General features: G+C 69.3%; 27 protein-coding genes and 1 pseudogene. 16 read left to right on the plus strand and 12 right to left on the minus strand.

All coding sequences use genetic code 11. The annotated features are described in order from the left end of the window. Positions 1-127: 127 nt before the first annotated feature. On the minus strand, positions 128-499 hold the full coding sequence (locus ACIRB1_RS20125; RefSeq protein WP_403466421.1) for a GntR family transcriptional regulator: 372 nt from the start codon (positions 497-499) through the stop codon (positions 128-130). A gap of 104 nt (positions 500-603) precedes the next feature. On the opposite strand from ACIRB1_RS20125, the gene ACIRB1_RS20130 reads away from it, so the two are divergent. Both ACIRB1_RS20130 and ACIRB1_RS20135 read left to right on the plus strand, forming a co-directional pair. Continuing rightward, positions 604-1533, plus strand: a complete 930-nt coding sequence (locus ACIRB1_RS20130) for a GNAT family N-acetyltransferase (protein ID WP_403466422.1) — start codon at positions 604-606, stop codon at positions 1531-1533. Further along, on the plus strand, positions 1514-2014 hold the full coding sequence (locus ACIRB1_RS20135; protein WP_403466423.1) for a DUF402 domain-containing protein: 501 nt from the start codon (positions 1514-1516) through the stop codon (positions 2012-2014). The genes ACIRB1_RS20130 and ACIRB1_RS20135 overlap by 20 nt, the downstream gene beginning before the upstream one ends. A gap of 7 nt (positions 2015-2021) precedes the next feature. On the opposite strand, the gene ACIRB1_RS20140 is transcribed toward ACIRB1_RS20135, so the two are convergent. Continuing rightward, entirely contained in the window at positions 2022-2630 is a 609-nt protein-coding gene (locus ACIRB1_RS20140; protein WP_403466424.1) for a class I SAM-dependent methyltransferase, read from the minus strand. 135 nt (positions 2631-2765) lie between these two features. On the opposite strand from ACIRB1_RS20140, the gene ACIRB1_RS20145 reads away from it, so the two are divergent. Both ACIRB1_RS20145 and ACIRB1_RS20150 read left to right on the plus strand, forming a co-directional pair. Beyond that, positions 2766-2900, plus strand: a complete 135-nt coding sequence (locus ACIRB1_RS20145; protein WP_352180177.1) for a hypothetical protein — start codon at positions 2766-2768, stop codon at positions 2898-2900. A 310-nt stretch (positions 2901-3210) separates the two neighbouring features. Continuing rightward, positions 3211-4248: a lytic polysaccharide monooxygenase gene (locus ACIRB1_RS20150; protein ID WP_403466425.1), complete on the plus strand. Its 1038-nt coding sequence runs from the start codon at positions 3211-3213 to the stop codon at positions 4246-4248. Positions 4249-4315: 67 nt separating this feature from the next. Here the strand turns inward: ACIRB1_RS20150 and ACIRB1_RS20155 are convergent, their stop codons facing one another. After that, positions 4316-5176 carry an esterase/lipase family protein gene (locus ACIRB1_RS20155; RefSeq protein WP_403466426.1) on the minus strand — a complete coding sequence of 287 codons (861 nt, stop codon included), beginning with the start codon at positions 5174-5176 and terminating at the stop codon, positions 4316-4318. A 146-nt stretch (positions 5177-5322) separates the two neighbouring features. Next, positions 5323-5766 carry a MarR family winged helix-turn-helix transcriptional regulator gene (locus tag ACIRB1_RS20160; RefSeq protein ID WP_403466427.1) on the minus strand — a complete coding sequence of 148 codons (444 nt, stop codon included), beginning with the start codon at positions 5764-5766 and terminating at the stop codon, positions 5323-5325. Positions 5767-5861: 95 nt separating this feature from the next. Here ACIRB1_RS20160 and ACIRB1_RS20165 point away from each other — a divergent pair, with 95 nt between their 5' ends. Together ACIRB1_RS20165 and ACIRB1_RS20170 are read left to right on the plus strand one after the other, a co-directional pair. Beyond that, positions 5862-6236 (plus strand): cupin domain-containing protein, encoded by a 375-nt coding sequence (locus ACIRB1_RS20165; RefSeq protein WP_403466428.1) that lies wholly within the window; start codon positions 5862-5864, stop codon positions 6234-6236. Positions 6237-6424: 188 nt separating this feature from the next. Next, positions 6425-6628: a hypothetical protein gene (locus ACIRB1_RS20170; protein WP_352180172.1), complete on the plus strand. Its 204-nt coding sequence runs from the start codon at positions 6425-6427 to the stop codon at positions 6626-6628. Between the two features lie 28 nt (positions 6629-6656). On the opposite strand, the gene ACIRB1_RS20175 is transcribed toward ACIRB1_RS20170, so the two are convergent. The 7 genes and pseudogenes from ACIRB1_RS20175 to ACIRB1_RS20205 all read right to left on the minus strand — a co-directional run bounded on the left by ACIRB1_RS20175 (position 6657) and on the right by ACIRB1_RS20205 (position 13424). Then, positions 6657-7637 (minus strand): DNA polymerase thumb domain-containing protein, encoded by a 981-nt coding sequence (locus ACIRB1_RS20175; protein WP_352180171.1) that lies wholly within the window; start codon positions 7635-7637, stop codon positions 6657-6659. Beyond that, positions 7634-9379 (minus strand): annotated as a pseudogene (locus ACIRB1_RS20180) (DNA polymerase III subunit alpha); the annotation flags it as partial. The gene ACIRB1_RS20175 and the pseudogene ACIRB1_RS20180, both read right to left, overlap by 4 nt. A 344-nt stretch (positions 9380-9723) precedes the next feature. Next, entirely contained in the window at positions 9724-10647 is a 924-nt protein-coding gene (locus ACIRB1_RS20185) for an S-4TM family putative pore-forming effector (RefSeq protein ID WP_403466429.1), read from the minus strand. Next, positions 10644-11531: a CBASS oligonucleotide cyclase gene (locus ACIRB1_RS20190; protein ID WP_403466430.1), complete on the minus strand. Its 888-nt coding sequence runs from the start codon at positions 11529-11531 to the stop codon at positions 10644-10646. The genes ACIRB1_RS20185 and ACIRB1_RS20190 overlap by 4 nt, the downstream gene beginning before the upstream one ends. Then, positions 11528-12049: an HORMA domain containing protein gene (locus ACIRB1_RS20195; protein WP_095749562.1), complete on the minus strand. Its 522-nt coding sequence runs from the start codon at positions 12047-12049 to the stop codon at positions 11528-11530. Before ACIRB1_RS20195 ends, ACIRB1_RS20190 begins: the two co-directional genes overlap by 4 nt. Further along, positions 12046-12510: a hypothetical protein gene (locus tag ACIRB1_RS20200; RefSeq protein ID WP_403466431.1), complete on the minus strand. Its 465-nt coding sequence runs from the start codon at positions 12508-12510 to the stop codon at positions 12046-12048. Before ACIRB1_RS20200 ends, ACIRB1_RS20195 begins: the two co-directional genes overlap by 4 nt. After that, positions 12507-13424, minus strand: coding sequence for an AAA family ATPase (locus ACIRB1_RS20205; RefSeq protein WP_403466432.1), 918 nt, complete (start codon positions 13422-13424; stop codon positions 12507-12509). The genes ACIRB1_RS20200 and ACIRB1_RS20205 overlap by 4 nt, the downstream gene beginning before the upstream one ends. Before the next feature lie 239 nt (positions 13425-13663). On the opposite strand from ACIRB1_RS20205, the gene ACIRB1_RS20210 reads away from it, so the two are divergent. Together ACIRB1_RS20210 and ACIRB1_RS20215 are read left to right on the plus strand one after the other, a co-directional pair. After that, entirely contained in the window at positions 13664-14146 is a 483-nt protein-coding gene (locus ACIRB1_RS20210; protein WP_403466433.1) for a helix-turn-helix domain-containing protein, read from the plus strand. Positions 14147-14149: 3 nt separating this feature from the next. Further along, complete coding sequence (locus tag ACIRB1_RS20215; protein WP_403466434.1) at positions 14150-14725, plus strand: ImmA/IrrE family metallo-endopeptidase; 576 nt, start codon at positions 14150-14152, stop codon at positions 14723-14725. 526 nt (positions 14726-15251) lie between these two features. Here ACIRB1_RS20215 and ACIRB1_RS20220 read toward each other — a convergent pair. Next, positions 15252-15935, minus strand: a complete 684-nt coding sequence (locus ACIRB1_RS20220) for a GntR family transcriptional regulator (protein ID WP_403466435.1) — start codon at positions 15933-15935, stop codon at positions 15252-15254. Positions 15936-16045: 110 nt separating this feature from the next. Between ACIRB1_RS20220 and ACIRB1_RS20225 the strand changes: the two genes are divergently transcribed. From ACIRB1_RS20225 to ACIRB1_RS20260, 8 genes are all read left to right on the plus strand, one after another. Further along, on the plus strand, positions 16046-17212 hold the full coding sequence (locus ACIRB1_RS20225) for a mandelate racemase/muconate lactonizing enzyme family protein (RefSeq protein ID WP_403466436.1): 1167 nt from the start codon (positions 16046-16048) through the stop codon (positions 17210-17212). 163 nt (positions 17213-17375) lie between these two features. After that, the gene (locus tag ACIRB1_RS20230; protein ID WP_390105897.1) at positions 17376-18719 is read left to right on the plus strand and encodes a cation:dicarboxylate symporter family transporter; all 1344 of its coding nucleotides are present in this window, start codon (positions 17376-17378) and stop codon (positions 18717-18719) included. Between the two features lie 574 nt (positions 18720-19293). Then, complete coding sequence (locus ACIRB1_RS20235; RefSeq protein ID WP_319097794.1) at positions 19294-21039, plus strand: CocE/NonD family hydrolase; 1746 nt, start codon at positions 19294-19296, stop codon at positions 21037-21039. Then, positions 21036-22679, plus strand: a complete 1644-nt coding sequence (locus tag ACIRB1_RS20240; RefSeq protein ID WP_319097795.1) for an AMP-binding protein — start codon at positions 21036-21038, stop codon at positions 22677-22679. The genes ACIRB1_RS20235 and ACIRB1_RS20240 overlap by 4 nt, the downstream gene beginning before the upstream one ends. Then, complete coding sequence (locus ACIRB1_RS20245; protein WP_319097796.1) at positions 22676-23464, plus strand: enoyl-CoA hydratase/isomerase family protein; 789 nt, start codon at positions 22676-22678, stop codon at positions 23462-23464. Before ACIRB1_RS20240 ends, ACIRB1_RS20245 begins: the two co-directional genes overlap by 4 nt. Beyond that, positions 23461-24219, plus strand: a complete 759-nt coding sequence (locus ACIRB1_RS20250) for an SDR family NAD(P)-dependent oxidoreductase (protein ID WP_286253790.1) — start codon at positions 23461-23463, stop codon at positions 24217-24219. The genes ACIRB1_RS20245 and ACIRB1_RS20250 overlap by 4 nt, the downstream gene beginning before the upstream one ends. Positions 24220-24345: 126 nt before the next feature. After that, positions 24346-25314, plus strand: a complete 969-nt coding sequence (locus tag ACIRB1_RS20255; RefSeq protein WP_286253789.1) for an NADPH:quinone oxidoreductase family protein — start codon at positions 24346-24348, stop codon at positions 25312-25314. A 134-nt stretch (positions 25315-25448) separates the two neighbouring features. Continuing rightward, complete coding sequence (locus ACIRB1_RS20260) at positions 25449-26138, plus strand: TetR/AcrR family transcriptional regulator (RefSeq protein WP_319097798.1); 690 nt, start codon at positions 25449-25451, stop codon at positions 26136-26138. The last annotated feature ends 31 nt before the right edge of the window (positions 26139-26169 follow it).

Genomic DNA, 26169 nt, shown 5'->3' on the forward strand with positions numbered 1-26169 from the left:
GCTTTCGCCGACCCCGCTCGCGCCACGCCTCGTGGCGGACCGGCAGCCCATCCGGTACGGCGGCTGCTCCTGTCCGCCGCGACGACGCTCATCCGCACCGGCGCACACCGGCGGTGCCGAGCTCAGCTCACCCTTCCCCGTAAGCCGCCCGCAGGGCATCCCGCACGGCCGCCACCGCGTCCCCCTCCGAAAGCCCCAACCGGCGCACCTTCTCCGCATACGCCTGCGCCGCCGACGAAGCCTCGCGCTCCGCCGCCGAGCCCGCGGCGGCGACGAACGTTCCGTTGCGCCCACGCGTCTCGATCACCCCGTCCGCCTCCAGCGCCCGATACGCCTTGGCGACCGTGTTCGCGGCGAGCCCGAGCGACTCGGCGAGCCCCCGGACGGTGGGCAGCCGGTACCCCACCGGCAGCACCCCCGCCCGCGCCTGCTCGGAGATCTGCGCCCGCACCTGCTCGTACGGTGCCGCACTGTCGTCGATGTGGATCTTCAAGGTCACGGCCCGATTGTCCCGCACCCACCCGGGAACGCACCCTCCGGACGAGCCACACCCCGGGAAAATGGGAGGCACTCCGGCGCGGCCCCGCCGTAGCGTGCGGCCCCATGACCGTGATCGCACGCGACCTGCGTCCCGACGTACGCGCCGAACTGGACGGCTTCGTCGCGGTACGCCGGCTCGCCCTTCCCTTCATGCTGCTCACCCCGGAGTCCGTCGCCCACGAGATCGCCCACGCCCACCCGCGGGCCGCGCTGCGCAGACTGGTCGCGGAGGAGGACGGCGAGATCATCGGCACCGCCCAAGTGGGCCTCGCCTACGACAGCCCCGAGCCCGGCCGGGCCTTCATCAACGTGTACGTCCACCCGGAGCGGACCCACCGGGGCGCGGGCTCACTCCTGGCCCGCACCGCCGAGGAGCACCTCGCCGCCCATGGGGCGACCGGGTTCTACGCCTGGGTCCTGGACGCCCCGGCCAACCGCGCCTTCGCCGAGGGCTTCGGCTATACGGCGAGCCGCTCCGCGCACTTCCTCCGCCTGGACCTGGCACACGGCACTCTGCCCCCGCTCGACACCCCGCCGCCGGGCGTGGAGATCCGCCCGGGCTCGGACTTCGCGGACGACCCACGCCCGCTGTTCGAGCTGGACGCGGAGACGATGGCCGACGAACCCAGTGACATCGGCGTCGAGTTCACCGACTACGCGGACTGGCTGGCAGGGACCTGGCAACACCCGCTGTTCAGCCAGGAGTTGACGTCCGTGGTGCTGGTCGACGGACGCCCCGCGGCCTTCAGCGCCGCCCGCACGGACGATGACAGCCGGTACGGCACGGTCATGACCGGCACCGCCCGCGCCCACCGCGGCCGGGGCCTCGCCAAGCTCGCCAAGAACGACTCCCTGCACCGCGCCCGAGCCGCCGGCTGCACGGAGGCGTTCACGGGCAACGACACCGGCAACGGTCCGATGCTCGCGATCAACACGTGGTTCGGCTACGAGATCTGCGCCACGGAGGTGCGCCATGTCCGTGAACTCACCTGATCCCGCACGCCGGTTGGACGTCGTCCTGGTCAAGGCGGGCCGCACGAAGATCCGTTACGCGGCCGAGCTGCTGTCCGACGACGGCATCCGCCTCGCCGTCCGCGCCCCGTGGGCCGGTGACGGCGTCCGCGACTTCGGCTTCGTGCGCTTCGAGCGCGGCGACGTGTTCACCGAGTACTACTGGCGGGACCGCTGGTACGCCGTGAAGGAGGTCCGGGACGGCGCGGGCCGGTTGAAGGGCTGGTACTGCGACGTCACCCGCCCCGCCACGCTCTCCGGCACCGAACTCGTCGTCGAGGACCTCGATCTGGACCTGTGGGTCTCCGCCGACGGGTCGGACGTACGGCGGCTGGACGAGGACGAGTTCGAGGAGAGCGGGCTGGCCGTGTCGGACCCCGCGGCCGCGACGGCGGCGGTGGCGGCGCTCGACGAGCTGGAGGGGCTGGCCCGTGCGGGCGGGTTCGCCGCGCTGTTGCGGTGAGTCCGGCTCATGTCAGGGCCACCGCCGCGTACCGCTCGTCGTCCACCGGCCCGCCCCACAGCAGCGGGTCGTCCGAGAGCCGGTCCACGCGCACGTGCCCGGCGTCGGGCACCAGCGGTGCCAGGAGCTCGGTGAGGCGCTCGGCGGGTATGCCGACCGGGCTGACCGTGCCCCAGCGGCCCTCGATCAGCACGAGCCGCCCTCCGGGGCGGAGCAGTCCGCGCCAGTGCCGCAGGACCCGGGCGGGGTCGGGCAGGGCCCACAGCACATGCCGTACGAGGACGACGTCGAAGCGCTGCTCGCCCACCGGGGGTGCCGTCGCGTCACCGACGAGGAACACCGCGTCACGGCCGGCGAGCTTCGCGCGGGCGCGGTCCACCATCGCCGGGGAGAGGTCGACGCCGGTGACGTGATGGCCCTGCTCGGCGGCGAGGAGCGACAGGCTGCCGGTGCCGCAGCCGACGTCGAGGATGTCGGCGGCGCCCGCGGGCAGCCAGCCGCGCAGCCGGTCGGCCCAGGCCCGCCGGATCTCCGGGTCCCGCAGGCCGTGGTCGGGCTCGTCGTCGAAGGCGGCGGCCTCCGCGTCCCAGTCGACGTTCGCTACAGGTTCACTCATGGACCCAGCGTGACACCCGCCACTGACAGTCCAATGGTGACAGCCGCCACAGACAGACACCCGCCGATGAGTCACCCTCCCGGGAACGGTCTACCTCGTGAGAACACGAACCCGGGTGGACACAAGGAGGCAGCCATGCGCCGCACAACCGTGCAGAAGCCCCTGAGGAAGTCGGACACCCGCCGTGTGCGCGAAGAGCCCGACGAGCGCCCCGCGGAGCGCCCCGAGATCCGCAAGGACATCGCCCGCACGTGGTGGCCCGACGCCTGACCCCGGCCGGGTCGGCCCAGCCGCTTCCGGTACATCGGCGGCATTCGTGCGGAGCCTGACCTCGCCCAGCCCGAGGGCACGCGCGCGCGATCCCCGCGCTCCTCGATCACCACCAGCCCGGCCACGGGCTCCCCCGTCATGGAACCGCCCCTCCCTGAGCCGTCGGTTAGCCCTGACTTAACGCGACCATAAGGATCTCCCCTCCCCGTCTCCAGCAGGCGATTTCGCGGTTTCCAGGGGCTAGCTTCTGATCGCCCCCCACGGGATCAGTCCCCGCGCCGAGCACCGTCCGAGGAGTTGGAGTTCCCCCATGCCCGCACGCCGCAAGGTCGCCGCTGTCGCCGTTCTCGGGGTGATACCCCTCGCCCTGTCCGCGCTCGCCGCGGCGCCCGCGGTGGCGCACGGTTCGATGGGGGACCCGGTCAGCAGGGTCTCGCAGTGCTACGCGGAGGGGCCGGAGAGCCCCAGGTCGGACGCGTGCAAGGCGGCGGTCGCGGCCGGTGGCACGCAGGCGCTCTACGACTGGAACGGCATCCGGATCGGCGACGCGAACGGGCAGCACCAGACGCTGATCCCGGACGGCAAGCTGTGCAGCGCGAACAACGAGGAGTTCAAGGGCCTCGACCTGGCCCGCGCCGACTGGCCGGCGACGAGCGTGAGCAGCGGCTCGTACACCTTCAAGTACCGGGTGACCGCCCCGCACAAGGGCACGTTCAAGGTGTACATCACCCGCTCCGGCTACGACCCCGCGCGGCCGCTCGCCTGGTCCGACCTGGATCTGGAGCACCCGGTCGCGACGTCCACCGACCCGGTCGCGACGGGCGGCTTCTACACCTTCTCCGGCACCCTCCCGCAGCGCTCCGGCAAGCAGCTCCTGTACGCGGTCTGGCAACGCTCGGACAGCCCGGAGGCGTTCTACTCCTGCTCGGACGTCAGCTTCGGCGGCAGCGGTACGGCCGCCAACGGCGGTGGTACGACAGGCAGTTCGACCCCGGCAGCGCCGTCGAAGCCGACCGCCCCCGCCTCTTCCGCGCCCAGCACTCCCGCGCCCTCCGCCTCCGCGCCCTCCGACGAGCAGATCGCGGCCGGCGCCGACAAGTCGACCGTCGAGCACCACGGTCACGGGGACGCGGACGCGAGCACCTCGGCGGAGCCGGTCGCCGCGACGAAGCGGGCCGACGAGCCGCAGGCGGCGGGAAGTTCGCGGGATCTCGCGGAGACCGGCGCCAACAACAGCTCGCCGTATCTCATCGTGGGCGGCGCCGCCTCCCTGGCGCTCGGCGCGGCGGCCCTGTTCGCCTCGGTACGCCGTCGCGCGGCCAACGGCGGTGGCCGGCACGGCCGTTAGCGGGCCGTGCGGTGGGCGGGGCCTGTCCGGCGGCTCAGGTCGGACAGGCCCCGCGGTGTGCCTGCGGTCAACTCAGCGCCGACAGGCAGGTGGTGGCGGTGGCGTGCGCGGGGTCGAGGGCGTTGGCGACCTCGTGGAAGGCGATCCGGTCCGTCAGCCCGAGCAGGGCGTGCTCGGACAGATCCGCTGAACACAGGTTCTGGATCAGCACGTTGTGGACGTCGGACCCGCTCAGGAACTGACTCGTGTACGGCGTGACGACCTCGTCGTACCTGGTGGCGATGACCGTGTAGTGGACGCCGGGGACGGTGTCGCCGCCCGCGTTCAGCTTGGCGAGGAAGGCCGAGCCCGCGACCTGGTCGGCGAGGCCGGGGGCCGCCGACGCGATCACGTCCTCGGCGCCGGGGAAGTACGGCAGGAGTTGGGTGAGGCCGTTCAGGGTGGTGCCGTGGTTGTCGGGCGCGATGCCGACGAAGGTGTTCACCTTGGCGGCTCCGCCGAGGAACTTGAGGTAGTAGCGGGGCATCATCCCGCCCTGCGAGTGCCCGACCAGGTCGGCCTTGGCCGCGCCGGTCGCGGCGAGCACCTGGTCGACGTAGACCTGGAGTTGCTCTGCCGACCTGTCGATGGGGCCGAGGCCGTAAACGAGCGGGACGCCGGGGAGCTGTCCGTAGTCGAGGGAGAAGACGCAGTAGCCGCGGGCTTCGAGGTACGGCGCGAGGGTCAGCCAGTTGTCGGTGGCGTTGGCGAAGGTGCCGTGGACGAGGACGACGGGGCGGGGGTGGGCGGCGGAGGGCCGGCAGCTGTAGTCGTTCCAGCCGTGGGAAGGGGCGCTCGACGCATGGGCGGCGGCGGTGGGAACGGCGGCGACCGCGGCGGTCAGCAGCAGCGCGGCCAGGGGTCTGAGCAGTCGTTTCCAGGGCAGCATCGTGTGATCTCCTTGCGGCTCAAGGGAGGTGCGACGGCCTTACGACCTGTGACCCGGATCACAAGAATGCTGTTCACTCGTCAAGTTACGAGCGAGTAGGTGAAGTGTGAAGTTACGCGTCAGTAAAAACTTCCAGTGATAACCAGTCACCAGGTGGGCCTGAGGGGACCGTAGGGCGCGATTCGCCGCAAACGGTCACACAACACGCGCACTTCACCCTCGCCCAACACCTTGACCCAGGGCTGCACGGCTTCCAGAGCCGCCTCCTCCGCCGCCCGCGCGCAGGCCCACCCCGACGCGGAGAGCACGACCAGCCGGGCGCGGGCATCGCCGGGGTGCGGACGCCGTTCGGCGTACCCCTTGCGCACGAGCTCGTCGACGAGCTGACTCGCCGCCTGCTTGGTGACGCCGAGATGCGCCGCGAGTTCGGTGGCCGTCGCCCCGTCCGGCGCGAGCCGCGCGAAGGCGAAGCCGTACGCCGGGCGCGCCTCGAACCCGCGGGCCACGACCCCGTCGTTGATGCGCTTCGTCAGGTCACCCGCGGCGGCGAGCAGGGCGGCGGTCAGGGCGATGGCCTCGGAGTTCTCCACGGGGGCATTGAAACACCCTTGACGGATTGGTCAAGCTGCTTGACCATGTGAATATATGGTCAAGCGGCTTGACCATCTACTCCTGGAGGCAGTCCATGCCCGTCATCCATCCGTCCGACGCCGTCGTCCACGAGATCCACGGCGCCCGTTTCGTCTCGTACGCCCACCCCCGCACCGGCAGCAAGGAGCTGTGCGCATGGCGGGGCGAGATCCCCGCCGGCACCAAGGCGCCCCTGCACACCGTCAACCACGAGGAGATCCTGCACATCCTCGAAGGCGACCTGGTGATCACCCTGGACGGCCGCACCGAGCGGGTCACCGCGGGCGACACGCTGATCATCAACCCCGGCGCGGCCTTCGGCGTGGAGAACCCCACCGACCGGACCGCGGTCACCTGGGTCACCACCTCCATCGGCCTGGAGGCGGAGCTGGACGACGGGACACGCATCGTCGCCCCGTGGGCCAACTGACCCGCACATGAGGCGTGTTGCACCGCCGAAGAACCGGGCAATACCGCGCCCCCGGCTCCCCGGCCGGTACGACGTTCTCGTTCCGTAAGGTTTTCGCCCACCCCCGGCGCACCGAACGGGGCGAAGCTGAGCGAGGAACACGGGCGGGCACCGCCGCGGACGTACGTGGTGCGGGGAATGGAGTGACCATGGTGGTCCGGGGTGTCGGCGGGATCGTCCTCGTCGTGCTCGGCGCGGTCTGGATCGCGCAGGGTCTCGGCGCGATGAACGGCTCGGCCATGTCAGGCCACGGCCAGTACGCGGTGCTGGGTGTGGTGGTCGCGCTGGTCGGACTCTTCCTGCTGGTGCGCGCCTGGCAGCTGCGCAGCCGGGACCTCCGTCAACGCCCTTGAGCGGACGGGCGGTTCACGGGGAGAGGGGTCAGTCGGCCAGCGTCGCCGGGCGCACCGCCTCCTGCCCGAAGCGCCGGCGGGCACGGTCGGCGGCGGCCTCGACCGCGCGGGCGCGGGCGTCCGCCGGGTCCATGGAGAGCTGGCGGTAGGCGCTCCCGGCCGGTCGCAGGTCGTCGGCGCGGAGCACGAAGGCCCGTACGCGGGCGCGTTGCAGCCCGAGGGAGGTCAACAAGCCCAGGGCGGTGGCGGCGACGGCGGGTGAGTGGTCGGTGGGTTCCGGCAGGGCGCGGGTGCGCGTGGTGGAGGTGCGGTCGGCGTAGCGGACCGTGAGGGTGAGCCGGCCCGCGAACTTCCTTTCCCCGCGCAGGCGTTGGCCGATGCGGTCGGCAAGTCCCAGGACGGCTCGGTGGTGTTGGGCCGGGTCCAGGCAGTCACGGCTCAGGGTCAGGTCGGCGGCCAGGTGTGCCGCCGGTTCCGCGGGGACGACCGGGCGGGGGTCGTGGCCGCGGGCGCGTTCGGTCAACAGCCGCGCCTGGCCCGCGCCGAGGAGCCGTTGCAGGGTCGCCGACGGCAGGTCGGTGAGCTGGCCGATGGTGTGCAGCCCGTATCGGTGCAGCGTGTCCGCCGTGGCGCGGCCGATCCCGGGCAGTGCGGTGACCGGCCGGGGGTAGAGCCAGTCGGCCGCCTGCCCGGTGGGCACCCAGGTGGTGTCCCCCGGGGCGGACGCGTCGGCGGCCATCGCCGCCAGCATGCGGTTGCCCGCGAGGCCCGCGCTGCTGTCGATGTCGTAGAGGGCCTTCAGTCTCATCTTCACCGTCTGGACCGCGTCGTAGGCGGACATGTCGAAGTACCGGAGCGCCGACGTCAGGTCCACCTGAAGGGCGTTGGGCGGGATGGCCTGGACGTGGGGCGTGATTCCGGACACCAGTTCGATTATGTCGTCGTACTGGGTCCCGGTCAGCGCGGTGTGCAGGTGGAAGTGGGCGATGTGCCGCCGGCGCGTGGTCATCCCGCGCTCCCCGGGCTGCGGTGGCCGAACTTCTTCAGGTCCGCCGAGCGGGTGCCCGCGGGCTGGAGGTCGGCGTAGGGGTGGAGGCGGGCGCCGGTGGTGCCGTTGGCCAAGGTGCGCCGCGGCCGGGCGGGGGCGGGCCGCGACGGTCCCGGACCCTGCTGGGCGGGCGTCGGATGCGGGCGGTCGGCGCCCAGGAGGGCGAGTGCGGCCTCGGGACCGTGGTCGCGGCGGGCGGCCGCGATCTCGTCCAGGTCCCAGGCCATGGAACCGACGACGGTACGACGGGTGCCGCGCACCTGGACCGTGCCGCGCACCAGGAGCAGTCCGCTGTGGAAGACGGTGTACGCGCAGGCCGGGTGGGAGTCCTCGAAGAAGGCGAGGTCGACCAGGCCCGAGCCGTCCTCCAGGGTGACGAAGATGACCCGCTTGCCGCTCGCGATCGGCGGGGTCTGCGTCGAGGCCCGCACTCCGGCGACCAACACCTGCCGGCCCGCGCGCAGTTCGGCCAGATGGGCCGCGTCCGTCGCGCCGATCTCGCGCAGCAGCCGGTGGTGGTGCTCCATCAGATGCCGGGAGACATCGATGCCGAGCGTGCCCAACTCGGCGCTCAGCGCCTCGCGTCCGGTCATCTCCGGCAGCCCGCTCGGCTCCGCTCCCCCGACAGCGCCCGTGTCCATGGGCAGTTGACCGGCTCCCGCGGTCCGGTTGCGGGACTGCCGGTGCAGCTCGGTGATCTGGAGCAGCAGATCGCGCCGGGTGAGAGCACCGTCGTGCAGACAGGCCAACGCACCGATCTCGGCGAGGCGTTCGGCGACCGGACGGCTGGGACGGCCCCGCTGCCAGAAGTCCGACAGCGATCCGTACGGCTGGCCCTCCTCGATCCGCGCGCACTCCTCCTCGCTGATACCGCGCACCCCGGACAGCGCGAGCCGCACGCCCCACTCCTCCTTCTCGGTCATCTCCACGGTGTGCTTCACCCGGGAGCGGTTGATGTCGACGGGGAGGACCGGCACACCGCGTCGGCGGGCGTCGGAGACCAGGACACGCTTGGGCCACATCCCGGGATCGTGTTCGAGCAACCCGGCCAGCAGGAACGCCGGATGATGCGCCTTGAGCCAGGCGCTTTGCAAGGCGGGCACGGCGAAGGCCACCGCGTGGGCGCGGCAGAAGCCGTACGCCCCGAAGGCCTCGACGGTCCTCCAGACCTCGTCCCGGACGGCCGCGCTGTAGCCACGCGCGCGTGCTTTCCGGTGGAACCACTCCTTGATCCGGGGCAGTTGGTCCTTGTCGCCGAGGGCACGCCGGGTGATCTCTCCGAAGGCCCGGTCGCAGCCGGTCATGACCCGCAGGGTCTCGATGATCTGCTCGTGCCAGATGGTCACGCCGTAGGTGTCGGCGAGCACGGGTTCGAGGTCCGGGTGGGCGTACACCGCCGTACCGCCGTGCCGGGCGGCGATGTACCGCTCGGGCATACCGCCGGCGACCGGGCCCGGGCGGAACAGGCTGATGTCGGCGATGACGTCCTGCACGTCACGGGGCTGGAGCCGGGACAACAGGTCCTGCTGGCCGGGGGATTCCAGCTGGAACAGGCCCAGCGTCTGGCTCTCCTGGATGAGCTTGAACGCGAACACGTCGTCGAGCGGCACCTGCCCGGGGTCGTCGAGGTCGATGCGGTTGCCGGTGGCGCGTTCGATCTCGGTGACGGCGTGGGCCATCGCGGACTGCATGCGGACACCCATTTTCGCCGCAGTCCCCGTGTCCACTCCACATCGTGTCGCGATTACGGGCGAACTGCCACGTGGCGAGCGTACCGGTCGGCCGCCTCTCGATGTCGCGATTCCACTTGAGGAGACGGGCGCGCCTGTGACTGAGGTCACATGGCAGCATGGCGACCAGTCGCCCGGCAAAGAAGGTCGGGATGCAGGCCTGGCGCACTGCGGGGAAGCGCTGAGCCTTCAACCCGTATGGAGCTCACATCAGGGCAACGACGCGTACCAAGCCGCGTCGCCTCAGAGCCACAACTGCCCTGAACAGCCCCGCCGTCACAAGGGCGGAGGGTGAGCGACACAACGCGGCTGATCAGTCAGTCGGGATCTGACGATGAGCGCAGGAGTGTGGTGCCGTCGTTCGTGACGGCAGCGGTTTCGGGGCGGCGGCGATCGTAGAACCACTTGGGTACCGATGGGCCGTCCCTCCGCAGGAGGTAGGTGGCGTCCTGAAGGCGTCGGCATTCTTCGGCTGGGATATCTGCTGGCCTGGCCTGGTACTTGTTCCATACGTCGTGGATGTCGTCCTCGACTTGTCGGCGTTTGGTGGACTGCTGCCAGTGCTCGCGGGCGAGTTCGACGGTATCGAGAAGCGCCGCGGCGCTAGGCAGGAAGAGCGCCACGAGAAAGGCGAGCAGCGTCATGTCACGTACGAGGGCGAACATGATGATCGCGACAGCCCACGTTCCGCCGCCGACCGCCAGGAAGGCGCCATAAGCATGGTGATCCCGACGGCTCCAGACTGCGCTTTGCCGCTGGCACAGAAGGACATCGCCGGGCCAGGGGGTGTCGCCCAAGTCGATGCTGTACCAATCGAGATAGGGGCCCTGCTCACGGATGTGACGAGCGGCCGAGGAGACGTCATCAGGGACGGGCTGTCGGCCGACGAGGGCTTGATTCCAATCCAAGTGGAAGAGCTTGGTGTCGTACAACTCCTGGATATTGGCGGCCCTCAGGGTGGCGCTTGCCTCCAGCCCTTTGAGTACGGTCTTCCCGAGTACCAGCCAGGCCGCGGCGATCGCCCCGCGGGTGCTCGCCCCCGCCGGGAGGAACACCGCGAAGAGCGGTGCCGTCAGAGCCAGAAGGACGTTGCCCCACGTCCTAAGGCGGCGCCACCACATCGCTGTCTTGTACAGGTGGGAGTAGGCCAGCAGTCTGTTGAGGTGTTCTGGCTGATCTTGGCGTTCCTTGATCCGGGCGGAGGCGCCCGGTGGCACAGGAGACTGCCGGCCTGCGGTCATGACTTGGTGAAGAGCGGGCCGAAGAGAAGCTGCCACTGCGCCAGCGCGTCGCCGGTACGTCCCGCACGTTCAAGCCGGAGCGCCTCGGTGCACCCAGCCTCTGCGGCTCGCAGGGCCGACTGGGCGGCCTGGAGCTTCTCGGGATGGCCGTCGAACATGTCGGAGACATCCGGGCCCAAGTGGGCCGGGTCCGGCCAGCGCTCCGCGATGGCGTTGACGGCAGTGGCGAAGAACTGTCGCAGCTCCCGGGGGTAGGGCCCGGCCCACACACCCTTGACGAGTTCCAGCGCCATGACCTCGATGAGGAACGACGCTTCGATGGGGTGGCCGTGGTGCCGATTCCAGGTCTTGATCATCTTCACGAGGGGCTTCCACCGCTCGGAGAAGTCCTTGTTCGCCTGGACCGCAAGATCCTCGTGGACCTTGGGGTTGGTGGGGATCCACTTCGCGAGTACGTCGTCGGGGATCAGGTAGTGGTCGTCCTCAGTGAAGGCGGGCACGACGTCGAAGGAAACCACGTCGCCCGTGAGGTCGTCGACCAGTTTCACGCCGAAGTCGACGCGTACGGCACGCCGGTCACAACAGACGCGGTCCTCGCCGTAGATCGGCGCCAGGATCGCGCGTACGTCCTCGAGGACCTTGTGCGGATGCTTGTCGAGGTAGGTCCTGTCGTTGAGCACGGCCATGATGTCGACATCGGCCAGCGGCTTGGTCTTGGTCGCCCGCCGATAGGCACCGGTAAGGAACGTGTCGGCGATGTCGAGGGTGCTGTCGTCGAGGTGCTCGCGCATGCTCTGTTGACGCTTGCTGGCCTGGTCCGACTCGATCGGTGTGATCTCCAGATTGCCGCTGAAGTTCTCGAAAGCCTCACTGACGCTGATCATGATCCTGTCCGGGTGTAGTAGGAGAGCCCGGCACCGAGGCTGCCGCCGCCGATGGCGGTGCCGACCTCGTGGCGGGTGAATCCGGCGGTGGAGCGCAGGCTGGTCGTGGACCATCCGGCGACGTCCGGACGGCCAGGCTCGTTGTCGGCGACGATGCGGTAGTCGCAGAGGGACGGGAAGGCTCCGGCTTTGCGGACGGTGTAGTAGACGGTGTCCGGGTCGAGCCACAATTCGCCGTCGGCGTCCGGGTAGTAGCCGTAGTTGATGGTGAAGTCGAAGCGCCCGACGAGATCGTCGCCGTGACGTCGGCTCGGGTCATGGATCTCCAGCACGAGGGACCGCAGGTGCCTGGAGGTGAGCCAGACCTCGACGCCGTTCTCCAGAGTCGGCCACTGGTTGGTCATCTTGGCGGGGTCGAGCCCGCTCTCCTTGATGATCTGACGCAGGCTCCTGATGAGGCCGGTCGACACGTGAGTGACGGCGTGCGCATGAGTGTTGACGTGGACGGCGGTGCTCACGGCAGCTCCAACTCGTCGGTGTTGATGACGATCCGGGCGGAACCGGCGCGGGCCTTGGTCTCGTCAGGTACGTCGTCGAGGGCGCGGACACTGATCTGCGAGTTTCCGGCGAGGGCCGCGCGCAGCTCGTCCAGGTCGTCCTCGGCGCAGGGCAAAGACAGACGCCAGCCCGGCTGATCCAGCGGGGGGGACATCAAGGGCATCTCGTCCCCTGCGGCGTCGACAGCGTCACCGCCGTGGGCCGTACGGATTCTGATACGCGGGCCTTCGGCAGGGAGAACCACGATGGGAGCACTGTTCGTGTACTCCTCAGCAATGATCACCGACGCCGGTCCGGTGACCTCGAGCAGAGCGGTACGGGCCGATCCGGCACTCGGGGCGAGCAGGTCGACGATCGCCTCCCAGGTCTGGGAGGAGGTCCGATGGGGCACCGAGGCGACGCGGCGCGCGATGACACTCATACGGTCCCCCGAGCGTGCTCGATGGCACCCAGGAGATCCTGAACGGTGACGCGGTTCGGGTCGCCCTGAGTCTCCGGCCTGTAGGCGCACGCGGCGGCGACGGCCTTGCGCAGGCGCCGGCCGTCCAAGCCCTCGGCCTGCTCAGCAGCCGCGTCAAGGGCATCGGCGGCGGCCAGTGACTGGGCTCCGGGGAACGCGTGGGCAACGGCCATGACGGTGTGCTCCAGGATCCAGCGCCGAGCACTGCGGTCGGGAAGCGGCACCTGGATGACGTTGTCCGCGCGGGAGGCGAGAGCCGGGTCGATCGCGTCGGGGAAGTTGCTGGTGGCGAGGACGAATACGTCGGTGTGCCGACGTGCGAGCCGGTCGAGTCCGACAAGGGCCGCGTCCACTGCGCGGTGTACGTCGATGGGGTTGGCGTCCATGGATAGGGCCGCGCGATCGGTGAGGAGCGTCTCGACCTCGTCGACCAGCACCACCAGGGGGCCAGCGAACGCCAACTCCTCGATGACGGTGCCGAACAGGGCCTCCACGCTGCGCTGGCTTCGGCCGAGTGAGGCGCTGGCCAGAGCGTGCGGGTCGACTTCGATGAACAACCAGGGGGTGGAGGAGCCGAGAGTGCGGGCGATCTTGTCTGCGAGTCCCCAGGCGACGGTGGTCTTGCCGACCCCCGGTGCACCCGTGAGCAGCGTGATGCCGTGCAAGGGCACGGCGTCGAAGGGAACGGCTTGGCGCAGTCGAATGCTGGCCACCGCGCCTCGGAGCATCCGCTCCTTCATGTCAGTGGGCAGTGCGATGCTCGACCAGGCCTCCCGGAACTCCTGGTCCGGCAGCAGGCGGGCATCCGCGATCCCCTGGGTCGACTCATCGGGCAGGGAGCGGGGCAAGGCGTGCAGTCGTGCGGTTTCGCTCATCAGGCGGTCCCTTCCGGATCCACGCGGCAAGGCGAACAGAAGTGCACAGCGGTGCTGGAGGTCCGGAATGCAGCCAGAGAGACCAGCATTGACTCACACTGTACGACGTGTACCGGAAGAGGTACAACTGACTTAGGAGGCACGTTGCGGAGGGGTGGAATGATCACGCCCAGGTGATCGTCCTAGAGTCACCACGCTACGGTGCGCTGGGAGACGCCCGGCGGAAGGAGGTGGCAGGCATGGACGAACCGATCGACATCGAGGCCCTGCAGACGCTTGTACAGCAACATCGCGCTCAGCTGGGGCTGAGCCTGCGGGCGGCAGCGGAGCAAGCCGATGTGCCGTTCAACACCCTGGCCAGGGTGGAGAAGGGGCACTTGCCGGACCTCGCCAACTTCACCCGGATCGTCGATTGGCTGGGACTCCCTCCGGAGCGTTTCTTCCAGCCCACACGGCTCCGTACGGAGAGCACCCCGGACGTCATCGCCTATCACCTGTCACGCGACCCCAACCTCACCGACGCCGCGGCCGAGAAGATCGCCGGACTGGTCAAGGAGCTGTACGGCAGTCTGGCGGCCCGCGAGACCGAGGTGAAGGTGCATCTGCGCGCGGCCTCTACTTTCACGCCGCAGGCCAGCCGTATACTCGCCGACCTTCTCGGCACCATGCAGACCAAGCTGGTGGCCTCGGACACAGGCCGCTCGCCCCAGGAAGGGGGCTAGGAAGTGCGACGAGGGTTCAAGTCAGAAGCGGAACGGCTGGCGGACCGCGTGCGCACACAGCTCGGCCTGCGTTCCGATGTCCCCCCGGACATTCGTCAGCTGGCTGAGCACCTGCGCGTCGAGGTTGTCGACGCGCAGGAACTGGTCGGCATGGACAGCCTTCAAGAGCTCGAGGCACTGCAGCCCGGCGCGTTCTCCGCGGCCACCTTCCACCTGCCAGGTGGACGCACCGTGGCCGTCTACAACCCCTGCAACGAGCCTGCGCGCACCAAGAGCGACATCGCCCATGAACTGGCTCATGTCCTACTCGGCCACGAGGTTCGCGAACTGCAACAGATCGGCGGGCATGCGTTCTTCACATGCGACCCAGAACAGGAGGAAGAAGCCAACTGGCTGGCCGGCTGCCTGCTGCTCCCCCGTCAGCTTCTCCTCCGCCACGCGTACGCCGGATCAGACGCTGCGACCCTCGCAGCCGCAGCCGGCGTCAGCGTTCCCATGGCGCGCTTCCGCCTGAACACCAGCGGCGTCCTGCTCCAGGCCCGCCGTGGTCGGACAGCCGGTGGCCGCGGACGGTCTTGAACGGCCCTGAAGCGAGCGGGCGTCCTACCCACATGACACTCTGGCCGCCGCCACAGATGAAAACACTCATCATCACGGTGTCGAAGGAACTACGCGGCGTTCTGCGGAAATTGGGCGAACGGCAGCTGATCGCTACGTGCGCCGCCTAACGGCCGGACGCGAAACGGGCCGGCGAGCCGGTCGTCGCGGCCAGGCTCGCACTGCGGACCCTTGCCCTGCCAGCAGCGACTCGGCGAGGAGCTCGATGAGCTCCTCACTCCCCTCGTCACTGAGATCGCTTCGGCCCTGTTCGCCCCGAACCATGTCGGCACGGACATCGCCGGCGGTCATCGAAGCGGAGAACACTTTGAATCCTGTCGTGCCTCAGCACACGGCTCCCTGGAATCGACAGGGGCGGCTGCGAGACGTACAGGGCTGAGGCACGGTTGAAGCCGCCGGGGTCGATGACTGCCAGGACATGCTCCAGCTCATGCATTTCCACCTGTCCTCCCACTCCATGCATCACGACAGCGCCGGTCGCCGCGCGTCACGTCACGCGAATGCCCTCGCGGTCTTCCAGGGCACTGATGGCGGTGGCGGTGAGGCTGTGGGTGATGTGACCTCGCATCAGCTGGGCGGCTTCGGCGGCGCGGCCGTCCACGATGAGGGAGACAAGTTGGTGGTGTTCTTGTAGGTCCCGGGTGCGGGGTTCGTCGCCGGGCGGGAGTTCGAGGCCGAGGCGTCGGTAGCGGTCGGACTTGTCCCACAGGTCGTCCAGGAGACGGATGAGGACGTCGTTGTGCGAGGCCCGGTACACCGCCTGGTGGAAGGTGCGGTGGGCCGTGAGCGCCTCTTCCCCCCATTGGCGGGTGACGGGGAGGAGCTTGTTGACGGCGGCCTGCATGGTGGCGATGTCGTCGTCGGTGCGTCGCTGGGCGGCGAGTTCGGCGGCGGTCGGGTCCAGGGACAGGCGGACCTCGAACAGCTGGCGGGCTTCGATCGAGTTCATGACGGAGACCCGGACGTCGCGGTGGGTTTCGACGGTGACGAGTCCCTCGCTGCTGAGGCGGCGGATGGCCTCGCGCAGGGGCGTGATGCTCATGTTGAGGGACTCGGCGAGGTCGTACTGGGCGAGCCGTGACCCGGCAGGAAGGGTGCCGGAGAGGATCCGATCGCGGAGTTCCGCGTAGGCGAGGTCGCTCTTGCTGAAGAACAGGTTCTGCCCTGCCATGGCCCCCTGACCATCCCTTTCCGGAGGTTTCCCCACCCCTTGACATCCCGCAGCGGACCAGCTCACTCTAACAGGCGTTGCATCTTATAAGATATGAGAGAGGCTCCGCAGTGAAGATCACCAACGTCTACGAGGGCGTCGTTCCGATCAGCTCCTCGATCCGTAACGCCTGGATCGACTTCAGCTCCATGGACTGTTCGATCGTGGCGATCGAGAGCGACGTCATCCGGGACGGCAAGCCCGTGGTGGGCTACGGCTTCAACTCCAACGGCCGCTACAGCGCCGGAGAGATCCTGCGCCGCCGGGTCCTGCCCCGCCTCATCGAGGCCGAGCCCGGCAGCCTGCTCGACGAGCGGGGCGGCCTGGACCATGCCAAGGCGTGGGACGTGATGATGCGCAACGAGAAGCCCGGCGGGCACGGCGAGCGCTCGGTCGCGGTCGGTGTGGTGGACATGGCCCTGTTCGATCTGGCCTCCAAGATCGAGGACAAGCCGCTGTACCGGTATCTGTCCGAGCGCTACGGCGACGGGCAGCCCGACGACTCCGTCTTCGTCTACGCCGCCGGCGGCTACTACGCCCCGGGCAAGACCCTCACCGACCTTCAGGACGAGATGCGCGGCTTCCTCGACCTGGGCTACGACGTCGTCAAGATGAAGATCGGCGGCGCCGACCTGGCGGAGGACCTGCGCCGTATCGAGGCCGTCATCGACGTCCTGGACGGCGACGGCTCCCGGCTGGCCGTCGACGTCAACGGCCGCTTCGACCTCGACACGGCCCTGGAGTACGGGCGGGCCATCGAGCCCTACGGGCTGTTCTGGTACGAGGAGATCGGCGACCCGCTCGACTACCACCTCAACGCCACCGTCGCCGAGCACTACACCGGCTCCATCGCCACGGGCGAGAACCTCTTCTCCCTCCAGGACGCCCGCAACCTGATCCGCTACGGCGGCCTGCGCCCCGACCGCGACACCATCCAGGTCGACCCCGCGCTCTCCTACGGCCTGGTGGAGTACCTGCGCATCCAGGACATGCTCCGTCAGCACGGCTGGTCATCGAGGCGCTGCATCCCGCACGGCGGGCACCAGTTCTCCCTGCACATCGCAGCCGCTCTCAAGCTCGGCGGCAACGAGTCCTACCCGGGCGAGTTCCAGCCCACCGGCGGCTTCGCCGACGACGCCGTCGTCGACAAGAGCCGCGTCGGCCTGACCGACACCCCCGGCATCGGCTTCGAGAGCAAGGCCGCCTTCCACAAGGTGCTGCGCGCCCTGCACAGCTGACCGCCACCCCACCGCGGGCGCGCCCGCCACCGGGCGGGCGCCGTCGGCCGACGCCGCCGGATACGGGCGCCACACGAGAGCGGGGACGCCCGAGCCGCGTCGCGTCCCCCGCACCCCCACGGGACAGGGCTACACACGATCGTCGTGCAAAGGAGCACCAACGATGACAAGCACCACCACCGTCGCCGGCCGCCCGCAGCGGTCACGGCTGAGCCGTCTCATACGGGAGCTGTGGTTCCAGGTCGTAGTGGCCGCCGTCCTCGGCATCGCCGTCGGCATCCTCGCGCCCGGGGTGGGTGAGGACCTGAAGCCGCTCAACGACTGGTTCATCGCGCTGGTCAAGATGATCGTGATCCCGGTCGTCTTCTGCGTGGTCACCACCGGCATCGCCTCCATGGACAACCTGCGCAAGGCCGGCCGGATCGGTGTGAAGGCGATCGGCTACTTCCTGGTGCTGTCCCTGGTGTCCATGCTGATCGGGCTGGTCGTCGCCAACATCTTCCAACCCGGCTCCGGCCTGCACGTCGACCCCTCGTCACTGAACGCCGACGACGTGCCCAAGACCGCCACCGAGCACGCCACCTTCACCGGCTTCATCTCCTCCCTCATCCCCGCCTCCCTTCTGGGCGCGATCACCGGGGACGCGATCCTGTCCGCGCTGATGGTCTCGATCGTCTTCGGTGTGGCCCTGAACATGGCCGGCGAGGAAGGGGCACCGCTGACCCGCGGCATCAAGGCGCTGTCGGACGTCGTCTTCCGCATCGTGGGCTGGGTGATGCGGCTCGCACCCTTGGGCACCTTCGGCGCCCTGGCCACCGTGGTCGCCACCTACGGCGCCGAGAGCCTCAAACAGCTCGGCTACCTCATCATCCTGTTCACCGCGACCTGCGTCGTCTACGTCCTGGTCGTCCTCGGCGCCATCATGCGGGCCTGCCGCCTGAGCCTGTTCGGCCTCATCCGCTTCCTCAAGGCCGAACTGCTCGTCGCCCTCAGCACCTGTTCCAGCGAGGCCGTACTGCCCCAGCTGGTACGCAAACTGGAGATCCTCGGCATCGGCCGGCCCGTGGTCGGCATCGTCATCCCCTCCGGGTTCTCCTTCAACCTGGACGGCTCCGCGGTCTACCTCACGATGGCCTCCCTCTTCCTGGCCCAGGCCATGGGCATCGACCTGTCCTGGCAGCAGCAGCTGATCATGGTCGGCGTCATGATGCTCACCAGCAAGGGCACCGCCGGGATCGCGGGCGGCGCGTTCATCGTTCTCGCGAGCACCGTCACCGCGGTCGGCCACATCCCGCTCGCCGCCCTCTCCCTGATCGTGGGCATCGACCGCATCCTCAACGAGGGCCGCGTGTTCATCAATGTTCTCGGCAACGCCGTCGCCGCCATCGTGATCGGCAAGTGGGAGAACGACTTCGACACCGAACAGGCCCGCAGGGTCCTGCACGCCCGCACCACCACGCCGCCGCAGGACGAGTTGGACACCGCCAAGGTCAGCGCGGGCAAGTAGCCGTGCCCGTCGAGTGCGGTCATCCCTCGACCCCGTACACGTCACCCACCGGCGGCACCCTCCAGGCCGCCGCACACCAGGACGGATGAGGACCCTTCCAGTGAGCACGCCCGGCGTCGCCCACTCGATGACCATCCGCCTCGAAGCCCCGCGGCAGGCAATGCGGTCCTTCAGCTGACGGCCACTCTGGAGGCGCTGGGCGGTTCAGTCACCGCCCTCGCCGTCGTCAGCCAACCGACCGTCTCGAACGGTCCTTCCCTGAGATTCTCGACGACGTGCCCGGGCCCGGTACTCATCGTCCGGACGGCCACCTGGGATGTCGTCTCCGGGCCCCGGCTTCTGCCGTCTGCCACCTCGCCTGCACCTGTTCGGAAGCCGCCCCTCGGCGGCGTCGAGGAACTCGCGCAAGGCGCCACGCATCGATACACCCTCGCGGACCTTGGGGTCCTCACCGGGTTCCGCGCAAGTGAATCACGTGCGGTCTACCTTCCATCCGGTAATTGACAGGGTACGAACGTACCTCTTAACGTACCCACATCCGGGGGCGACGCCGTCAGCTCAATGAGGAGCACCGATGCAGCACATATACGACATAGACGTCCAGGTCCCGATGCGTGATGGCGTAGCCCTCGCCGCCAACGTGTGGCATCCGGCCGAAGGGGCGGCCCCGACGCTGCTCGTGCGCCTGCCGTACGGCAAGGACGTGATGGGCTTCGGCCAGTCAGCCATCCCCGACCTCCTGACTCTGGTGGAGGCCGGTTACGCGGTGGTGGTGCAGGACTGCCGGGGCACTCACCGCTCGGCAGGCGAGTTCGTTCCGCATATGGCCGATCGGGCCGACGGCGAGGACACCGTCGCCTGGATCGCGGAACAGCCGTGGTCGGAGGGCACGGTGGGCATGTACGGGCCGTCCTACCTCGGGATGGTGCAGTGGGAGACCGCCGTGACCGGCGCTCCTGCGCTCAAGGCGATCGCGCCGGCCTTCACCTCGATCGACAACTACGAGTCGCCCTGGTATGGCGCGGGCGGTGCGCTCTCACTGAGTCTGGTCACGCTGTGGAACGCCATGATGTACGCGGCCGATGCGCAGCGGTCTTTGGCGGCCGGTGAGGGCTCCGTGGACCAGGTGCAGCGGCTCGGTCAGGCGCTGCTGTCCGCCGAGTCCCTCAACGAGGTGCTGCCGACGGCGGAGGTTCCGGTCCTGGCGGCGTACGGGAAGTGGTGGGACGACTGGATGGCCCACCCCTCCCACGACGCGTACTGGGACGCCATGGAGCTGACGCCCGAGCTCAAGAACGTCACCGTTCCGGCGCTCAACATCGGCGGCTGGTACGACCTCTACATCGGGCAGACCATCCGCACCTACACCACCGCCCGCCGACAGACGGGCACTGCGCAGGCGCGCGAGGGGCAGCGGCTGATCATCGGTCCGTGGGATCACATGGCCACGACCGGCGTCTATCCCGACCGCTCCTTCGGCCCGCTGGCCAGTGCCCAGATGCTGGGCCTGACCGGTCTGCATGTGAAGTTCTTCGACCGCTGGCTGCGCGGCGACACCACCGCTCTGGACGACGTGGCACCGGTGAAGATCTTCGTGATGGGTATTGACCAGTGGCGCGACGAGCAGGAGTGGCCGTTGCCCGACACGCTGTGGACCGACTTCCACCTCACCAGCGGCGGTCGTGCCAACACTGCTGACGGTGACGGCGCGTTGACCACCGAGCCACCGGCCGGCGTCGAGCACGACACCTACCTCTACGACCCGCGCCGTCCGGTTCCCTCGGCCGGCGGGGCGTCCATGCCGGTGACACCGGGATTCTGCGGCCCGGTCGACCAGCGGACCGTCACCGGCCGCGACGACGTGCTGTGTTTCGCCACCCCCGTGCTCGAAGAGCCTGTCGAGGTCACCGGTCCGGTCAGCCTGACCCTGTTCGTCTCCTCGTCGGCGGTGGACACCGACTTCACCGCCAAGCTCGTCGACGTCTTCCCCGACGGCAAGGCGATCAACCTGTGCGACGGGATCCTGCGCACCCGCTACCGGGGCGGCCTCGCCACGGAAGAGCTGATGGAGCCCGGCACGGTCTACGAGATCACCATCGACATGACAGCCACCTCGAACGTGTTCCTTCCCGGTCACCGCATCCGCGTGGACGTCTCCAGCAGCAACTTCCCCCGCTACGACCGCAACACCAACACCGGCGGTGTCATCGCCCGTGAGAGCGAGGAGCAGATGATCCCCGCCGTCAACCACATCCATCACGGGCCGAACCACCCCAGCCGTCTGGTCCTGCCGATCATCGACCGCAAGGACCAGCGATGAGCGCCGCCGACCGGGTCGCCGAACTGACCGAGACCTTCACGGCTCCGTCCCTGAATGTTGCCCGACTGCTGTGCGACCGGCATCCCGCCGACCGCACGGCGTTCACCGTGGTCGACAGCGCCGGGAAGACTTCCGCCCTGACCTTCGGCGAGCTCGCCGCGGAGTCGCACCGCTGGGCGCGGGCGTTGCAGGGGCTCGGGGTCGGTCCGGGCGACCGGGTGGCGACCCTGATGGGCAAGAGCACCGACCTGGTCACCGTCATCCTCGCGATCTGGCGGCTCGGCGCGGTCTACGTCCCGCTGTTCACCGCCTTCGCACCCCAGGCCATCGCCCTGCGCCTGGAAGGCGCCGGTGCGCGCGTCGTGGTCGTCGACCCGGACCAGCGCCACAAGCTCGACCCGGGCCCCGACATGCCGGACGACCCCCAGCGCCGCCTCGTCGTCACCGGAACCGGCGCGCAGCACGGTGACGCGTCGCTGGCCGATCTCGTCGCGGACGCGTCGACCGAGCCGGTGCCCGCCGTCCTCACGAGCGGGGACGGCCCGCTGGTGCACATGTTCACCTCCGGCACCACCGGCAAGCCCAAGGGGGTCATCCACCCTGTCTCCTACATCGCCGGATGGCAGGTTTACCTGGAGTACGGCCTTGGCGTCACCCGGGACAGCGTCTACTGGTGTGCCGCCGACCCCGGCTGGGCCTACGGGCTGTACTCCGCCATCGTCGCTCCGATGGCCGCCGGCATCCCCAGCCTGCTGCTGTCCGGCGGCTTCTCCCCCGAGACAACCTGGCGCACCCTCCTCGACCACCAGGTCACCGACTTCACCGCCGCCCCGACCGTGTACCGGGGACTGCGCTCCTCAACGGCGCCGGTACCGCAGGGACTGCGCCTGCAGCGGGCGTCCAGCGCGGGCGAGCCACTGACCCCTGAGGTCAACGAGTGGGCCGGCGCCGCGCTCGGCCTGGCGGTGCACGACCACTTCGGCCAGACCGAGGTCGGCATGCCCCTGGCCAACCACCACCACCCCGAACTCTCCCGCCCCCTCAAGACCGGATCGATGGGCCGGCCGGTACCCGGCTGGAGCCTGACCGTCCTGGCCGACGACAAGGACGAGCCCGCCGGACCGGGCGTGCTCGGCCGGGTCGCGATCGACGTCACCGAAAGCCCGCTGATGACCTTCCGTGACTACCAGATCCCGGGTCAGGCCGGCGCCAAGTTCACCGCCGACGGCCGCTGGTACCTCACGGGCGACGCCGGCCGGGTCGACGACGACGGGGACTTCTTCTTCTCCTCCCGCGACGACGACGTCATCATCATGGCGGGCTACCGGATCGGGCCGTTCGAGATCGAGAGCGTCCTCGCGCAGCATCCCGCCGTCGCCGAGTGCAGCGTCATTGGCGCACCCGACGACGTCCGCGGCGAGGTCATCGAGGCATACGTCGTCCTCCGCGACGGCGGTGACGGATCACCGGAGCTGGCCGCTGAGCTGCAGCTGCTGGTCAAGACCCGCTACGCCGCCCACGCCTACCCGCGCACGATCCACTTCATCGACGCCCTGCCCAAGACACCCAGCGGGAAGACCCAGCGCTACCTGCTGCGCAGCCGTCGCCGCACGGAACTTTCAAGCCGAGAGCCACAGTGACCGACACCGCACCTCTCCTCGTCGAACAACGCGGCGCCGTCAGGTGGTTGCTGCTCAACCGCCCGGAGCGGCGCAACGCCCTCGACGCCGCACTCATCGAGGCCCTGGGCAAGGAGATCACCAGCGCCGAGGACGACCCCGCCACAGCAGTGATCGCCGTGGCGGGCAACGGGCCGAGCTTCTGCGCCGGCGGGGACTTCCACCAGTTCCTCCAGCTGCACGACCGCGGCGACAACCCGGTCGGCTTCCTGGCCGACGTATCCGCCTGCTTCAGCCGCATCGCGGCCAGCCCGAAACCCTGGGTCGCCGTCCTGCACGGTCACGCCGTCGCCGGGGGCCTCGAACTCGCGCTGGCCTGCGATGTCGTCGTCGCCGCCGACACCACCCTCATCGGCGACGGCCACCTACAGCGGCGGCTGGTACCGGCCGGCGGGTCCAGCGTCCGGCTTCCCGGCGCGGTCGGACGGGGCCTGTCGCGCTGGCTCCTGCTCACCGGCGAACTGCTGCCCGCCACCGAGTTCGCGCACACCGGCTGGATCCACGCGATCGTGCCCGAGGCCGACCTCGACGACACAGCCACCCGCGTCTGCCACCAGTTGGCCGACCGCCACAGCCCCGCCCAGCAACGCCTCAAGACACTCCTGCACCGCATCGACGGCATCACCCCCGAGCAGGCTCTGCGCGAGGAACTGGCCACCTTCGCCGACAACTGGACGGCGAGCTCGGTGGCCGACGCCCTGCGCGCCTTTCTCGCTCTCCGGACCACGAAAGCAGACAACAAGTGAACCGCTACCACGGACGGGTCGTCGCCATCACCGGGGCCGCACAAGGTCTCGGCCTCGCCATGGCGACCCGGTTCGCAGCGGAGGGCGCCACCGTCGCGCTGGCCGACGTCAACGAACAAGCCCTCACCGATGCCGCCGGGACCATCGCCGACACCCACGACCCGAAACTCCGTACCGACGTGATGGACGTGACCGACTCGGCCCAGGTCAATGCCTGGATCACCGGCATCACCGCCGATCTCGGCCGCCTCGACGTGCTCGTCAACAACGCCGGCATCATCCGCGACAACCGCGTCGAGGACATCACCGACGACGACTGGCACGCGGTCATCGACGTCAGCCTCACCGGCGGCTTCCACTGCGCCCGCGCCGCGTTCGGCCCCATGAAACGCCAGGGCTACGGACGCATCATCAGCTTCTCGTCCATGTCATGGCGCGGAAACTTCGGCCAGACCAACTACGTAGCCGCCAAGGCCGGCATCGTCGGCATGACCCGCACCCTCGCACTCGAAGGCGCCCGCCACGGCATCACCGCCAACGCCATCGCCCCCGGCCTCATCGAGACTCCGATGCTCGCCTCCATGAACGGCCCCGCACGCGACAAACTCACCAACAAGGTCCCGATGCGCCACACCGGCAGGCCCGAGGACATCGCCGAAGCCGCGGCCTTCCTCGCCAGCGAAGCCGCCGGCTACATCACCGGCATCGTCCTCGACGTCGACGGCGGCATCTCCATCGGATCCTCCATCCGGTAACCGCGAGCCCCGCGAACGAGTGACCCGTGAGAGGGAGTCGTCGAGGACGGTCACACAGCCGACCCGGTTCGCAGATGTGCAAACACACAGTGGTCACGAAACGGTCCTTGGGACCGGGAGGTACTGATGCAGGGAGTACTCGTCACCGCATTCGAGGGTCCTGATGCCCTGGTCGTACAAGAGCTTCCGGAGCCGGAGACCCGAGAGGGCCAGGTTCTCATCGACGTCGAATGGGCGGGTGTGGTCTTCCCGGACATCCTGCAGACTCGCGGGGAGTACCAGACACGTCCCGAACTGCCGTTCGTCCTCGGCTGGGAGGTGTCCGGAACGGTCCGCACGGACGGCGCCGGATTCCGCGCCGGTGACCGCGTGGCAGCCCTGCCGGTCACCGGTGGCTTCGCCCAGACCGTCGCTGTCGACGCAACGATGGTCTTTCCTCTCCCGGACAACGTCGACACCCGCCGCGGTGCGGCCCTGCCCCTTAACTACCTGACCGCGCATTTCGCGCTCGTCCACCGGGGTGCTCTCCGCCCCGGCGAGGTCGTCCTCGTCCACGGAGCCGCGGGCGGAGTGGGGAGCGCGGCCTGCCAACTGGCCGCAGCACACGGCGCGCGCGTCATCGCGGTCGTATCCACTGAGGAGAAGGCCGAACTGGCCAGGTCCGTAGGAGCACATGAGGTCATACGTGTCGGCGGATTCCTCGACGCAGTCAGAGCCCTCACCGACGGCCAGGGCGTCGACCTCGTGGTCGACCCGGTCGGTGGGGATCGCTTCCCGGACTCGCTTCGCGCGCTGCGGCACGGCGGGGGGCGCCTCCTCGTCCTGGGATTCGCGGGCCGGGGCATCCCCACGGTCAAAGTGAATCGTCTGCTGCTGACCAACACCTCTGTGCTCGGAGTGGGGATGGACGAGTACTGGCGACAGGATCCGGAGGCCGCCCGTGCCTGTTGGCGCGAACTCCGGCCCTTGCTGAAGTCCGGTCGGCTGGACCCGCCCCTCTCGTCCGTCTTTCCCCTGGAACAGGCGGCGGCTGCGCTGAAGCACCTGGACCAGCGAAGGGGCCTCGGCCGCACACTGCTGCAAGTCGGTGCCTGACGACGAGTCGCTCACGCGAACATTCCCCGTGGGTACGTTAGGAGGTACGCTGGTACCCATTTGCAAGGGGTCGGCTTCCGGCCCGGACGACCACTCGCCGCTTCAGGCGAAGATCCTCATGGGAGACTGCCGCGGTGACGGCCCAAACTGACTCGCGTGACCGACGCCCACGCCGAACAGCGCGCAGGCGCGTCGTCGACACACGCCGGCGGGACGAACTGCTGCTCCAGGCCGAGGCGATCATCCTGGCCGAAGGCTTCACCGCGGTGACCATGGACGAGCTCGCCCAACGGCTCGAGTGCTCCAAGGCGACGCTGTACAGCCTCGCCTCCACGAAGGAACAGCTGGTACTGGCAGTCACCCGCGCCTTCTTCCGGGAGGCGACCGCCGAGATCGAACAGGCTGTCCAGGCCGAGCCCGACCCCCGGCAGCGCATCCGCGTCTACCTCACCGGCGTCGGCACAGCCATGCGCCGGCACTCCCACGCCTTCTACGACGACATGGTCGGCTACGAGCCGACGGCGCAGATCTACCGCAAGAACTCCGCCGCCGCGGCGCACCGGGTCCACGAACTGATCGAAGAGGGCGTGCAGACCGGCGTCTTCCGCGCCCTCAACGGCCACTTCGCCGCCCACGTCGTAGCGGTCACCATCGACGCGGTCCAGTCGGGGGTCCTCCTGGAGAGGACCAGCCTGACCGCCGGCGACGCCTTCTCCGAGCTCGGCGATCTCCTGCTGGACGGGCTCAGCTCGGGGCAGGGCGCATCCGAGCCCCTTTCCACAACTGCGCGCTCGTCCAAGGACCAGGTGTCGACGCCCAGGTAAGCCCCAGGGAAGGGGCGCACCTCTCGGATCG

The sequence above is a fragment of the Streptomyces sp. NPDC096013 genome (assembly GCF_044763565.1).
GTDB lineage: Bacteria > Actinomycetota > Actinomycetes > Streptomycetales > Streptomycetaceae > Streptomyces.

Excerpts from the sequence above, each read along its gene's own strand:
- ACIRB1_RS20210 (WP_403466433.1), top strand. The coding sequence starts at position 13,664 with ATGGACGAACCGATCGACATCGAGGCCCTGCAGACGCTTGTACAGCAA.
- ACIRB1_RS20190 (WP_403466430.1), bottom strand. The coding sequence starts at position 11,531 with ATGATCAGCGTCAGTGAGGCTTTCGAGAACTTCAGCGGCAATCTGGAG.
- ACIRB1_RS20230 (WP_390105897.1), top strand. The coding sequence starts at position 17,376 with ATGACAAGCACCACCACCGTCGCCGGCCGCCCGCAGCGGTCACGGCTG.
- ACIRB1_RS20165 (WP_403466428.1), top strand. The coding sequence starts at position 5,862 with ATGCCCGTCATCCATCCGTCCGACGCCGTCGTCCACGAGATCCACGGC.
- ACIRB1_RS20140 (WP_403466424.1), bottom strand. The coding sequence starts at position 2,630 with ATGAGTGAACCTGTAGCGAACGTCGACTGGGACGCGGAGGCCGCCGCC.
- ACIRB1_RS20205 (WP_403466432.1), bottom strand. The coding sequence starts at position 13,424 with ATGAGCGAAACCGCACGACTGCACGCCTTGCCCCGCTCCCTGCCCGAT.
- ACIRB1_RS20135 (WP_403466423.1), top strand. The coding sequence starts at position 1,514 with ATGTCCGTGAACTCACCTGATCCCGCACGCCGGTTGGACGTCGTCCTG.
- ACIRB1_RS20220 (WP_403466435.1), bottom strand. The coding sequence starts at position 15,935 with ATGGCAGGGCAGAACCTGTTCTTCAGCAAGAGCGACCTCGCCTACGCG.
- ACIRB1_RS20255 (WP_286253789.1), top strand. The coding sequence starts at position 24,346 with ATGCAGGGAGTACTCGTCACCGCATTCGAGGGTCCTGATGCCCTGGTC.
- ACIRB1_RS20235 (WP_319097794.1), top strand. The coding sequence starts at position 19,294 with ATGCAGCACATATACGACATAGACGTCCAGGTCCCGATGCGTGATGGC.
- ACIRB1_RS20200 (WP_403466431.1), bottom strand. The coding sequence starts at position 12,510 with ATGAGTGTCATCGCGCGCCGCGTCGCCTCGGTGCCCCATCGGACCTCC.
- ACIRB1_RS20240 (WP_319097795.1), top strand. The coding sequence starts at position 21,036 with ATGAGCGCCGCCGACCGGGTCGCCGAACTGACCGAGACCTTCACGGCT.
- ACIRB1_RS20145 (WP_352180177.1), top strand. The coding sequence starts at position 2,766 with ATGCGCCGCACAACCGTGCAGAAGCCCCTGAGGAAGTCGGACACCCGC.
- ACIRB1_RS20185 (WP_403466429.1), bottom strand. The coding sequence starts at position 10,647 with ATGACCGCAGGCCGGCAGTCTCCTGTGCCACCGGGCGCCTCCGCCCGG.
- ACIRB1_RS20150 (WP_403466425.1), top strand. The coding sequence starts at position 3,211 with ATGCCCGCACGCCGCAAGGTCGCCGCTGTCGCCGTTCTCGGGGTGATA.
- ACIRB1_RS20155 (WP_403466426.1), bottom strand. The coding sequence starts at position 5,176 with ATGCTGCCCTGGAAACGACTGCTCAGACCCCTGGCCGCGCTGCTGCTG.
- ACIRB1_RS20130 (WP_403466422.1), top strand. The coding sequence starts at position 604 with ATGACCGTGATCGCACGCGACCTGCGTCCCGACGTACGCGCCGAACTG.
- ACIRB1_RS20175 (WP_352180171.1), bottom strand. The coding sequence starts at position 7,637 with ATGACCACGCGCCGGCGGCACATCGCCCACTTCCACCTGCACACCGCG.
- ACIRB1_RS20170 (WP_352180172.1), top strand. The coding sequence starts at position 6,425 with ATGGTGGTCCGGGGTGTCGGCGGGATCGTCCTCGTCGTGCTCGGCGCG.